The organism is Clostridiales bacterium, from assembly GCA_017569285.1.
GTDB lineage: Bacteria > Bacillota > Clostridia > Christensenellales > Aristaeellaceae > Aristaeella.
Window position 1 is genome coordinate 2,786,422 of sequence record CP069419.1, and the last position, 13,115, is coordinate 2,799,536.

Here is a 13,115-nt window from a genome sequence, read left to right on the forward strand (position 1 = left end):
GTCAGGTGGATGATGAATGCGGCAGGCTTGCCATCGGGCGGGAGGAACATTATAATCTGATCAGAGGATAACCGGACAACTGGTAACGGAGTGAATGAAATGCATTACGATCCGATGGAAAAGCACCTGGAACTGATGCGGCATGCCCCGCGTGCGATGAAGTATGACGGCAGCGTGCCGTTTGAACAATGGCAGGAGACTGCCCGTCAAAAGCTGGCGGAGCTGCTCGGCCTGCCGCTGGAGATGCCGGAAAGCGACGGATTCGCCATCGAATACGATGAAATGCGGGAGGACTTCCGGGAGATCCGCTTTACCTATGCCAGCGAGCCGCTGGCGGACGTGTGCTGCTACCTGCTGCTGCCGAAGGAATATGAAGGCCGGCTGCCGATGGTGATCTGCCTGCAGGGGCATACCAAAGGCTGCCACATTTCCCTGGGCCGGGTGAAATATGAGGGGGACGAGCTGAAGATCGGGGACGGCGACCGGGATTTCGGCCTCCAGATCGTGCGCCGGGGCCAGGCAGCCCTGGTAATGGAGCAGCGCGCGTTCGGAGAACGCGGAGGAACTTCTGCGGGCTCCCAATGCGGCCTGCCCGCCATGTCGGCGCTCCTGCTGGGGCGCACGCTGGTGGGGGAACGGGTATGGGACGTGATGCGGGGAATCGACTGTGTGACCGCGCACTTTGACATGATCGACGCCGGGAAGATCGCGCTGATGGGCCAGTCGGGCGGCGGCACCGTCGCCTGCTATGCCGGCGCGCTGGAACAGCGCATCGCCGCGGTGATGCCCGCCTCATCCTTCTGCGGATATATGGAATCCATCGGGGTCCGGCAGCACTGCGCCTGCAACTATGTTCCGGGGATCATGAAGTATTTTGATATGGGGGATCTCGCGGGCATGACGGCGCCCCGGCCGATGGTGGTCGTGGGCGGCACGGAGGATCCGCTGTTCCCGCTGGAATCAGCCAGCCGGGAATTTGCCGTGGCCCGGGAATACTACCACACTGCCGGGACGCCGGGAAATGTGCGTCATGTGATCGGCAATGGCGGACACCGCTTCTACGCCGCGGACGCCTGGCCGGTTTTTGATGAAGTGACCGGATGGAGATAAGGGCACAGGCGATCTTTGCAATAGGTTTTTTCTCATCTATACTTGATTCAATCAAATCTTTTCCAAAGTGCAGGATTGAACTGTGCGATGTAATTTACCTTGTCTTTCAAGAACACTGCTGATATAATAGAGAGAAGACCAATCAGAACAGATAAAAACCGGGAGCAACTGTTTTCATGAAAACTGAGAGTGTGCCTGGAATGATGCAAACAACGAAGCAGAAAAGCAGATTTCTGCGGGGACTCCTTCGTATTCTGATTGCTTTTATCGTCCTGATGATAATCATCGGCGTGGCTGTGTATATATACAGCCTGTATACGCAGACCCATTACAGGATTACCTTCTATCAGGAAACGTCCGGCAAAGTCAGCGGCAATATCCGAATAGCAGTCATCTCCGACATCCATAACCGGGAATACGGGGAAAACAACAGGACACTGATTTCCGATATCCGTGCCCTGGATCCTGATCTGATTCTTTTCCCGGGCGACATGGTGATCCTGGATGAGGAAGATTACCAGCCTATGCTGAATCTTGTATCTGAATTATCCGGGATCGCCCCCTGCTACGGAGTTCTCGGCAACCATGAGAGCGAACGGATCTATTACCGGGACGACAGGGAACTGCCCGAAAAATTCAAAAACGCGGGACTGAAACTGCTGCGCAACGCGACAGAAGAAATCCGGATCAGGAATGACGTGATCCAGCTGATCGGGGTGGAAGGCAGCCCTTACGGATTTGAAGCATACGGAGGGCGGGAATTCATGGATAAGACCGTGATCAATCCGTATGCGTACAGCATCCTGATGGACCATGTCCCGATTATCTTCGAACCGCAGCTGTCCATATACGATTTCGACCTGGGAATTGCTGGGCATGTGCATGGCGGAATTGTGAGGCTTCCTTTTATTGGCGGCCTGTATACCCAGGAAGAAGGATTCTTCCCGCGCTTCACCGCGGGGGAATATAAGCTGGAAAAACAACAGATATTGATCATCAGCGCGGGACTCGGCGATTCAAAGCCGTTTCCGCCGAGGATCAACAACCTCCCTGAATTGGTTGTGATCGACATTAACCGGTATTGAGCGCTCTGCAGCACAGCCGCCGAACGAAAGGAAAACCGGAAAGTGAAGCGGCACACTGGCGGAACGGTTTCAGAAACAGGAAGGAGAAACAATGAACAAGAAAAACAGATTCAAAGCGGCCGGGGATGCGGGTTCATCCGGCATTTCCGGCAGAGTGTGGAACGGCATCCGGAATGCTGCCGAGGTGTTCCGGAAGCGGTGGTACGTCTTCCTGGCTGTTTTCCTGGTCATTTTTGTGGCTTTTTGCGGTTTTCACTATGCCAAAAGCGATCGCACGGCAAGCACGGTGCTTTCGCTGGATTATGAGGAGGCTTCCAAAGGCCTGACGCCCAGTCAGACACGGTTCAACATCTTCGAGATCCAGAGCGGCAAGGTGATGGAACGGCTGATTGAATATGCCGGACTGGAAGGGAAAATCACGCCGGAAGAACTGAGCAAATGCATCAGCGTCCAGGCAACGCATGACAAAAGCGTCAGCGGAAATGTAAACTATATCAGCACATCATTTGTCGTCCGGTTTACAGTCAACGATGCGATGGCCGGAAGGACAGCAGACGATATGCTTTCGCTCCTCTGCAAAGCATACCGTGAATACTTCGTGGAGCACTACGGATACAACCATTCCATCCTGGCTTTTGATACCGATGACCTGAAATTCAATGATGAGTATCTGCTGGCTGTGGATCTGCTGGAGCTCAAGTGCAGCCAGCTGGAGAAATATGTGCAGCTTCGCCAGCGGGAGAGCAAAAACTACCAGGACCCGGATACCGGGAATTCCTTCTCCGCCCTGGAACAACGGGTGAACAGCTTTTATACCTATGACCTTGCCAGGCTTCGTTCCTATATCATTGAAAACGGGATTGCGAACGATCAAGCCGGGCTGGTCAGTATGCTGGATTACAAAAACCGCATGGACCGCCTGATGTACGACAAACTGATGGCTGCATACGATGAGGACAACAATGGAATCCGGCTGTATGATGCGGCGATGAGCGCGGTCGTCATGATTCCCACCCAGGACCAGACACTGCAGTATTACATGTCCAGGACCAAAACCGGGATGGACAATATGGCCCTTCATGCAGACGCACAGCTGGAAGGCGCCGCAGAACGGATGGAACAGATTAAATACAGCACCTATCTGATAGAAAAGCTGGGGGCAGCCGTATCCGACCGGAAAAAGGCGGAGAAGGCGGATGCCATGATCCATGAGATGGAGGCAACGCTGGATAAGCTTGCCGCGGATATCGAAGCGGTGGACAGCACATATACGAGCGCAAGGGCCCGCAACTATATCAGCTTCAGTGACGACAGCACAGGTTTTAAGGATCAGATCGGCCTGGTTCGTTCCATTCTTTATGCCGTACTGATCATGATTGCAGTATTGGCCTGCGTGCTGCTGTGGAACATTTTTTCAGACAAGGAGAATGAAGTATGAGACAATTCAGCATTCTGCGCTATCTGAAGAAATTCAGCCTGCTGATCTTTCTTTTGTCCGCTATCGGCTCCCTGCTGATCTATTTCTACGCAAAATCCCAACAGCGGTATGTTGCATCTACGGTGATCCAGTATACAAACTCTGCGGCCAAGGAAGGGTATACGCCGGACGGGAGTCCGCTGAATGTGGAGGAAATCTATTCTTCGACGGTGATTGACGCGGCCATGACGGATCTGGGATACCATTCCAATATTGATTCCGTCCGTTCCAACTGCTATGTGGAAGAAGTGATTCCGGAAACCCGGCAGAAGCTGAATGAGGCACTGGTGGAAAAGGGAGAGGATCCCTCCTATGTAACAGATACCTACCGGGTATATTTCGTCGGCGACAATGATACCGGTGAGGATTATGCCTGGAATATGCTGGATGCCATAATCAAGAATTACTACGAGTTCTATGCGGGCAAGTATGTGGAGGAACAGCTGCAGGGCAACGGCGTTTCCGTGCTGGCGGAGGGAAACTACGACTATATGGAAAGCACGCAGGTGCTGGAGGATTCCATTTCGGAAATGCTGGATTACCTACTGAGCAAAAGAGAGGACTATCCGTATTTCCGGTCGGTGGAAACGGGATATACATACAATGACCTGTACCGGATCTACCGCCTGCTGTACAATTATGAGATTCCGGGCCTCTATGCAGCGATCCTGTCCGATGCAGAGACGGATGATATCGACCTGCTGGTGAGCCGGCTGACAAAAGACTGTGAGGATCTGCAGCTGAATATCGGGAACCGCCAGGAACGGGCTGATTTCCTGAAGAAACTGATTGACAATTACAGTGCCCGCAACAAGGAAATGATGGATTATCATTACCAGAGTGCGGAGAACGGAACGGAGTCCATCCTGAAGGACGTGGAGTACAACCACGAACACAGCAGCAAGGAAACCACCTATGACGAGCTGATCCAGGAATACGTGAACCTGAACATCGATGTCCAGCAGAAAACAATCGAAAAGGCGCACAAGGAATACCTGCTGTCTGTATTCGAAACCGTACACCGCACATCGGGACAGAAAACATTCAGCCCCGAAGAAATTCGTGAAAAGATCGCTCACTGTGCGGAACTGGCGACTAAATACTATCAGTATGTGGAAAACACAGGACGCGAACTGAACCGCCAGCTGAGCGCAAATTACCTGGCGATGATCAGCAGCATCAACGTCCAGCCAACGGTGAACATCAAGTTGTACCTTGCGCTGGCCATCGTACTGTTTGTGCTGGTGGGCGGCATCGGAGCTGTACTGCTGGGAAGAGCACTGGACTTTATCGACTATTTCCGGTATGTGGACAAGACGGTTCAGATTCCGAACCGGGCCAGGTGCGACGCATATATCGGCGAACTGTCAGACAAGCTCCTGGATGAGAATTTTTCCTGTGTGGCCATGAAGATGGATTCCCTGAGCAGCCTGTCCAATGAATACGGACGGGCAGCCGGCGATGAAGCCCTGAAGGACTTTGCGGCGATCCTGAAGAGCTACGGCGACCTGTACGGATTTGTAGGGCATAACGGCAGCGGCGTTTTCTATGCTTTCTTCCCGAAGTGCCCGCCGGATAAGCTGGATGTGATCCTGAAAGCAATCGGACGCCAGGTTGAGAAGTATAACAACATGAAACCGGGACATACGGTTCACTATATTTGCGGCAAAGCCGTTTCAAGCGCGGACCATATCTTTGAAATCCGGGATCTGCTCCGGCTTGCCCTGCAAAGGATGCATTCCGGGCAGAATGGCTCTGATTCAGAGACCGCTTCCGGGAAGAACGTGCCGGAGGACGCACAAAGTTGCAGCAAAGACAGGAAAAACGGGGAGAAATCATGACGAGCGATAAACTCCTGCTGAACGGTGACGGCAGCAGGATGCAGCAGACAGCGAGCGGGAAATGTCCTGTATTTGTGGCATTTCTCGCTGTTGCCTGCACCGTTCTTGCCGGCCTCGGAGACTGGAAAACCCTTAATGATACATACGGGGCGCTTCCGAAAGTCATCGTGCTCGGAACGATTGTATGCGCTTTTCTGTATTTTCTTGTGACCGCTGATTTCGCGAAGCTCAGGAAGGCACTGGGGTATTTCCCGATATTCCTGCTGATGATCGCTGTTTATACCCTGGTCAGCCTGTACATATGGATCACGGATCTGTCCCAGGCGGCATCCATCAGCCGGGCAGGGCAGAAGATCCTGTTCCAGACGATTATCATCATCTACTGTGTTTTCATGTGTTACCTGTTTGAAGACAGGGCAGTCAATTACATGTTCTTCGGCATGTGCGCCGCAAACACGGCCATCATCCTGCTGGAAATGCCCAAGTACGGTTTCGCGGAGAGCATTTCATCCGTAGTGACATGCCTTGTCACCTTCGGGGAAGCGGAAGGGTTTGTCCGCGCACTGGAAATCCATGATATCACTTTCCTGTTCGGGCAGTTTTTCATTTACTATATGATGTTTGCACCGAAAAGCTCGAAACCGGAGAGACGCATCCGGCGCTGGGGTGTGATCCTTTCCGTCTTCTTCATGCTGGTGGGACTGAAACGCAGCGTCCTGCCGGCGGTGATTCTTGTATGCGTGTTTGTAAAGCTGGTCCGAAAAGCCAGAAGACCGGGAAAGTGTGTGATGGCAACGGGAATCAGCCTGTTCCTGTTTTTCTATCTCTACCTCTATCTGACGCGGAACGGCATCCTGGTATCTTTTCTCGAATCGCTCGGTGTTGACATGATGGGCCGCGACGTCCTGTGGAAGCTGCCCAATGACTACTATGAGCTTTCCCTGTTCTGGAAGGGACTGGGCTTTGAGGGCGTGACCGACCTGGTGAATATATGGTACAGCAACGGACTGATCAATCATCCGTTTCCGCTTCACAATGATATCCTGAGGATCTTTATTGAACTCGGCGCGCTGGGATTCACCCTGTGGGCGGGTATCAATTACATCCTGTATCCTTCTTACTGGATGAAGCAGCATGATACGGAAACGGGATTGCTGTATATCGCGATCCTGGCCTATATGTCCGTAACGTACCTGACGGATAATACCGCCTTCTATTTCTGGAGCTGTATCGGTCTGAAACTGATTCCAATGAGTTACAGCTACCAGATCCGCGAACCCCTGAAACAGGTGCAGTGGAAAGCGCCAACGCCGAATGAAGCGATGAATGAAATCCGGCTGATTGAGATGGGAGAATAATGGGAAATGCTGCACATACTGAAGCGGCTGCCGGCTTATCTGAAGGGCGTGCTTCTCCTGACGCTGCTGCGGCCCGTCGCCGCGGTACTGAGGAAAACGAACAAAGCGTACCGCCAACTCTGGCTGGTAATGGAACGTGGGTATGACGCCCGGGATAACGGATACTGGTTCTTCCGCTACCTGCGGGAACAACAGCCGCAGGTCAACGCGTGCTTTGTCATCGATCCGGAAAGTCCGGATTACGGGAAGGTATCACAGCTCGGTCGGACTGTCCGGTGGAGATCGCTGAAGCACTACCTGATGTACCTGGCTGCTGATATGCTGATCGGTACTCATGTGCAGCCGGCTTCTCCGGACCTGGTTACGTTTTATCACCTGCGCCAGATCGGGATTCGGCCGCGGGGGAAACAAGCTTTCCTGCAGCACGGAATCATCGGAAACAAAATGAAGATGATGACATATCCCGGCCTGAAGGTTGACTTTTTCGCCAGTGGGGGCAGGATGGAATATGATTACCTCGTATCCGAATACGGTTTTCCGGAAGGCGTGATTCAATACACGGGATTATGCCGCTATGACAACCTCATTCGGGGTAACAAGCCTTCCAATGAAATCCTGGTTATGCCAACCTGGCGAGGGTCAGACTATCCCAGGGGAGAGCAGTTTTACGGAACGGAATTTTACCGGCATTTTCAGTCCCTGCTGAGAAATTCCCGCCTGATCCGTCTCCTGGAGGAGCGGGATCTCAGGCTGATTTTCTATCCCCACATTGAGCTTCAGAATGAACTGGACAAGTTCAAACCTGCGTCGGAACGGATCATTCTGGCCAGCTGGCGGGATTATGACGTCCAGACACTGCTGATGCGCTGCAGCCTGCTGATTACGGATTATTCCAGCGTGTTTTTCGATGCGGGATATATGGAAAAACCGGTGATTTATTACCAGTTTGATCCGGAGGATTTCCGAAAATACCATTATCAGGAAGGTTACTTTTCCGCGGAAAAGCACGGCTTCGGTCCTGTTTCCGGAACAGAGGAGGCACTGGTGGACGCCGTATATGAATGTGCCGGGAACGGTTTCCGGATGGAGGAAGAATACCGGAAACGCTTGGGAGCATTTTTCCCGGTCCGGGATGAGAAAAACTGCGAGCGGACGTACCGGATCCTCTGCCGTATGAGCGGGGAAAAATGACAGGAAATGGGCGCCGCGCCCCAAACAGCGGCAGGAGGAATCGGAAAGATGCTTCGTGTGCTGCATTCCGTCAGCAATATGGCACGTGCAGGAATCGAAACCATGCTGATGAACTATTACCGGGAGATCGATCGGAGCCGTATCCAGTTTGACTTCCTGGCCAATAAACCGGTGCCGGGAGAATATGATGAAGAGATCCGCAGCATGGGTGGACGGGTGTTTGTCAGCCCCGGCCTGAACCCGGTGCATTATCCCCGGTACAGGCGTTACGTGGCAGAGCTCCTGCATGAAAATCCCGATATCCGGATTGTTCATGCGCACAATGAAGCCATGGGGTATTACGCGCTCCAAAGCGCAAAAGACGCCGGGATCCGGGTCCGGATTGCGCATGCGCACAACACGCAGATTATCCGCGATTACAAGTATCCGCTGAAGATGGTCTGCAAGCAGCTGCTTCCCGGTGCGGCAACGGATTACTGGAGCTGCGGCAGGGACGCGGGGATATATTATTACGGGGAAAAACGGTGGAATGAATCCGGTGTGATCCTGCATAACGCGATCGACGTGGAAAGGTTCGGGTTTCGGCCGGACGTCCGTGAACGGCAGCGGCAGAAGTATGGACTGCAGGACTGTTTTGTGATTGGGCATGTGGGAAGGTTCAACGTCCAGAAGAACCACAGCCGGCTGCTGGATATTTTTGCGGCCGTGGCCAGGGACGTTCCGGAAGCCCGTCTCGTGCTGATCGGCACCGGCGAGCTGGAACAGGCCATGAAGGAAAAGGCGAACAGCCTTGGAATCATGGACAAAACGATCTTTGCGGGACAGATGGCGGATGTCAGCGAATGGTATCAGGCAATGGACTGCTTCATACTTCCTTCGCTGTTTGAAGGACTTCCGGTGGTCGGCATCGAGGCGCAGGCAGCCGGGCTTCCGTGCGTGTTCTCGGACCGGGTGACCGACGAGGTCCTGCTCTCCCCGGAAGCGTGCAGGATTTCCCTCGGCACGGATGACGCGGAATGGGCTGGGCGGATTGCCGCGGCAAGGCACCCGGAAACGAACCGGGCGCAGGGAATGGAAACTGTCCGCCGGGCAGGGTACGATATCCATACGGAAGCGCGGAAGCTTCAGGAGACCTACCTGGAGATGGAAGCTCGCGCGTATTCCGCAGCACAGCCGGAAGCCTGACGGACCGGCCGCCCGTCTGCTGTGAAAGGACGGAGTGATCAGAATGCAAAAGACAGCCAAACGGATCGCGATTATCGGGCACAAATTCATCCCTTCCCGGGACGGCGGGGTGGAGGTTGTCGTGAGCAACCTTGCGCCGCATCTCGCAGAGATCGGATATGACGTGACCTGCTATAACAGAACCGACCGGCAGCACAGGGAGCTCCGGAAACAAGGGGCGCTGCCGCGGGAATACCGGGGGGTGCGCCTGATCTGGACGCCGACGGTGGACCGCCGCGGGCTGGCTGCCGTCACTTCCTCGGCCCTTGCGACGGTAAGGGCGGCATTCGGCCGGTATGACCTGGTGCATTTCCATGCGGAAGGGCCGTGCGTTTTCTGCGGACTACCGAGGCTGACGGGCAGGAAGGTTGTGGTGACGGTCCACGGGCTGGACCATATGCGCGAGAAATGGGGAAAGTTCGCTTCCGCGTATATCCTGCTGGGAGAGAAAGCGGCGGTCCGCCATGCGCACCGCATCATCGTGCTGAACAGCAGCATGCAGGAATACTTCCTCCGGGAATACGGACGGGAAACGGTGCTGATTCCCAATGGCGTTGAACCGGCGGAGATCCGGCCGGCCTGCGAAATCACCGGGCAGTACGGGCTGGCCTCCCGGGAATATATCCTTTACCTGGGCCGACTGGATCCGGGGAAGGGAATCCACTACCTCATTGAAGCATACCGGAAGCTCCGGACGGACAAAAAGCTGGTGATCGTCGGCGGTTCGTCGGATACGGATGATTATGTGCGGCAGCTGCATGAAATGGCCGGGGACACATCCTCCATCATCTTCACCGGTTTCCTGCAGGGAACCGTCCTGGAGGAACTGTACAGCAACGCCTACCTGTATGTGCTGCCCAGCGACCACGAGGGCATGCCGCTTGGCCTGCTGGAGGCCATGAATTACGGATGCTGCTGTGTGACCTCCGATATCCGGGAGTGTACGGCCATTATGGACGGAAGCGGCTTCACCTTTCCCCGCGGGAACGCGGAAGCCCTGCGGGAAACGCTGCAGGACCTGTGCGATGATCCCGTCAAGGCGGAGGCACAGCGCAGCGAAGCACGGAAAGTGATTGCATCGAAATACACGTGGGAAGATATCACGAAGCAGACAGACAAACTCTACAGGGAACTCCTGGACGGCTGAGGCCGGGCACACGGCAGGAGAGCTCCTGCCCGGAAATCCCCTGAAATCCAACGGAAAGGACCGCGGCAACCGGCATGAAGCTTGAACGCACCCGAAACGCGACAAGGAATGTGGTGTTTGACGGAACGCTGGAAATGGCGAACCTGCTGTTTCCGTTCATCATCCGCTCTGTCATGCTGCACTGCCTGGGGACTGAATACCTGGGGCTGAACGGCCTGTTCAAGTCGCTCCTGACCTTCCTGAACCTGGCGGAGCTGGGTGTGGGCAGCGCAATGGTGTACAGCATGTACAAGCCCATTGCCGAAGACGATACCGGGGCCATCTGCGCCCTGCTGCGGCTGTACCGCACCCTCTACCGGATCATCGGCCTGGTGATTGGGGCAGCGGGGCTGCTCCTGATCCCCATCCTGCCGAATCTCATCAAGGGCGACGTGCCTGCCGGCATGAACCTGTACGTCCTGTACCTGATGAACCTGGGGAATACGGTGGTGACGTACTGGCTGTTCGCTTACAAAAGCAGCCTCCTCCAGGCGCACCAGCGCCGGGATGTGATCAGCAAGGTCAGCCTGGCAGTGCGGATTACGGAATATACCCTGAAGATCCTGATCCTTGTTTTCGCACGGAACTATTATCTCTATCTTGCGGTCCAGCTGCTGTGCCAGATCGCCGTGAACGTGCTGACCGCAGTATACGCATCCAGGATGTATCCCCGGTATGTGCCCGAAGGGAACCTGCCGAAGGAAAAACGACTGGATATCTTCCGCAGGGTGCGGGACCTTTTCACTTCCAAGCTTTCTGCCACGGTTTTTGATTCCGCGGATACCCTGGTGATTTCCGCCTTTATGGGGCTGACTGTCCTGGCGGTTTACCAGAATTACTATTTTGTAATTACCGCACTGCGGATTATGCTGGTTGTACTCCTCAACGCCTGTATGGCCGGGGTGGGCAACAAGATGGTCATGGAGAGCCGGGAAGCGAATTACCGGGACCTGGAAAAGATCAGCCTCCTGTTCAGCTGGGTACTGGGTGTAAGCAGCTCCGTGCTGCTGTGCGTTTTCCAGCCGTTTATGAATATCTGGATGGGCGAAGAGAATATGCTCCCCATCGGGCAGGTGCTCTGTTTCGTCGTATATTACTACTCCATGGGCGCCAACAAGCTGGTCAATATGTTCAAGGACGCGGCGGGCATCTGGCGGATCGACCGCTGGAGACCCCTGACGGCGGCACTGGTGAACCTGGGCCTGAACCTTGCCACGGTCCGGTGGCTGGGACTGTACGGCGTACTGCTTTCCTCAGTCGTCTCCATCGTGGTAATCCAGATTCCCTGGCTGTTCCGCAACCTGTTCCGGGAAGTGTTCCCCCGGGAACGGATGGGCCGGTATATCCGGCTCTTCTGCGGGATGACGGCGGTGGCCCTGGTATCCTGCATGGCATCATGGTTTGCCTGCCGGCTGTTTACGCTGGACGTATGGCCGGCTTTGATCCTGAATGCAGCAGTGAGCTTCCTGGTGCCGAACCTGTTCTACTTTGCCGTTTACGGGCGGAATCCCGTGTTCCGGGAGAGCCTTTCGCAGCTGAAACGAAGCTTCCTGCCGGGGAACCGGAAGGCACAGGACACGGATGCTCCGGCGCGGGAAGGGGGAACGGAAGAATGATCAGTGTCATCGTTCCGGTGTATAATGTGGAAAAATACCTGAGGAAATGCGTGGACAGCATCCTGAACCAGACCTATCCCGATTTTGAACTGCTGCTGGTGGATGACGGTTCGCCGGACGGGTGTCCGCAGATCTGTGACGATTATGCGGCCCGGGATCCGCGCGTTCGGGTAATCCATAAGCCCAACGGCGGCCTGATTTCCGCCCGGAACGAGGGAATCCGAGCTGCCCGGGGAAGCTACGTCTGCATCCTGGACGGGGATGACTGGGCCCTTGAAAACATGCTGCAGTTTATTCACGATACCGTGTCCCGGCTGCCCGAGTCCCCCGATATGGTTCTTTTTGCCGCGCATAACGTATATGCGGATCACATGGACGATACACTGAACAATGTTCCGGAAGGATACTACAACCGGGAACGCCTGGAAAAAGAAATCTTCCCGTATCTGATTATGGATACGCGGACCGGTCTTCATCCGGGGAAGATCCAGGCCCACACCTGGGACAAGGCATTCCGGCGGGAACTGCTGGCCGGGCATTATACGCGTGATGAGAGAATCCGCGTTTTTACTGACGTGCCCATGACGTATGAGTGCCTCCTGCACTGCCGGAACGTCTACATATGCAACGAACCTTTGTATATGTACAACAGGGCCAATGAAGACTCCATCCGCGCCAGGAGCCGGGAAAACCTCCTCACAAAGAGCTTCGGCTACCTGGCTGCGTATATGCGGGAACATATGGGCGGCCTGGCGCCGTCCATTGACCGCCAGCTCAACGAATATGCGGCAATGCTGATCATCCGTACCGGGAAGTGGCGCGCCGCGACGGAACCTTCCCTGCGGGAAGCGGCGAAGCGCCTGAAGGAAGGACTCCGCGAATCGGGTATGCTGTCCTTCGTATCTGCCGGACAGCTGCCGCGAAAAGCGGGAATCGTAATCCTGCTGCTGAAAATGCACCTGGTGATGCCGGCCGTGCTGCTGTGCGCCGCCCGGGTCAGGCAGGAGAAAAAACAAGACGGATAATT

Annotated in this window: 10 protein-coding genes; all 10 read left to right on the forward strand. The window is 54.9% G+C overall.

The features are described from left to right. The first annotated feature begins 99 nt into the window (after nucleotides 1-99). The 10 genes from JNO48_12335 to JNO48_12380 all read left to right on the forward strand — a co-directional run bounded on the left by JNO48_12335 (nucleotide 100) and on the right by JNO48_12380 (nucleotide 13,113). Complete coding sequence (locus tag JNO48_12335; protein ID QTE67961.1) at nucleotides 100-1,110, forward strand: acetylxylan esterase; 1,011 nt, start codon at nucleotides 100-102, stop codon at nucleotides 1,108-1,110. Between the two features lie 176 nt (nucleotides 1,111-1,286). After that, a complete protein-coding gene (locus tag JNO48_12340) occupies nucleotides 1,287-2,195 on the forward strand; it encodes a metallophosphoesterase (GenBank protein QTE67962.1) in 909 nt (302 codons plus the stop codon). Nucleotides 2,196-2,286: 91 nt separating this feature from the next. Next, on the forward strand, nucleotides 2,287-3,633 hold the full coding sequence (locus tag JNO48_12345; GenBank protein QTE67963.1) for a hypothetical protein: 1,347 nt from the start codon (nucleotides 2,287-2,289) through the stop codon (nucleotides 3,631-3,633). Further along, a complete protein-coding gene (locus tag JNO48_12350) occupies nucleotides 3,630-5,513 on the forward strand; it encodes a GGDEF domain-containing protein (protein ID QTE67964.1) in 1,884 nt (627 codons plus the stop codon). Before JNO48_12345 ends, JNO48_12350 begins: the two co-directional genes overlap by 4 nt. Next, the gene (locus tag JNO48_12355; GenBank protein ID QTE67965.1) at nucleotides 5,510-6,871 is read left to right on the forward strand and encodes an O-antigen ligase family protein; all 1,362 of its coding nucleotides are present in this window, start codon (nucleotides 5,510-5,512) and stop codon (nucleotides 6,869-6,871) included. Before JNO48_12350 ends, JNO48_12355 begins: the two co-directional genes overlap by 4 nt. Nucleotides 6,872-6,877: 6 nt before the next feature. Next, on the forward strand, nucleotides 6,878-8,062 hold the full coding sequence (locus tag JNO48_12360) for a CDP-glycerol glycerophosphotransferase family protein (GenBank protein QTE67966.1): 1,185 nt from the start codon (nucleotides 6,878-6,880) through the stop codon (nucleotides 8,060-8,062). A gap of 48 nt (nucleotides 8,063-8,110) precedes the next feature. Then, entirely contained in the window at nucleotides 8,111-9,247 is a 1,137-nt protein-coding gene (locus JNO48_12365; GenBank protein ID QTE67967.1) for a glycosyltransferase family 1 protein, read from the forward strand. A gap of 43 nt (nucleotides 9,248-9,290) precedes the next feature. After that, nucleotides 9,291-10,433 carry a glycosyltransferase family 4 protein gene (locus tag JNO48_12370; GenBank protein QTE67968.1) on the forward strand — a complete coding sequence of 381 codons (1,143 nt, stop codon included), beginning with the start codon at nucleotides 9,291-9,293 and terminating at the stop codon, nucleotides 10,431-10,433. Nucleotides 10,434-10,507: 74 nt separating this feature from the next. Continuing rightward, nucleotides 10,508-12,088, forward strand: a complete 1,581-nt coding sequence (locus tag JNO48_12375; protein ID QTE67969.1) for a polysaccharide biosynthesis protein — start codon at nucleotides 10,508-10,510, stop codon at nucleotides 12,086-12,088. Then, on the forward strand, nucleotides 12,085-13,113 hold the full coding sequence (locus JNO48_12380; GenBank protein QTE67970.1) for a glycosyltransferase family 2 protein: 1,029 nt from the start codon (nucleotides 12,085-12,087) through the stop codon (nucleotides 13,111-13,113). The genes JNO48_12375 and JNO48_12380 overlap by 4 nt, the downstream gene beginning before the upstream one ends. Nucleotides 13,114-13,115 lie beyond the last annotated feature (2 nt).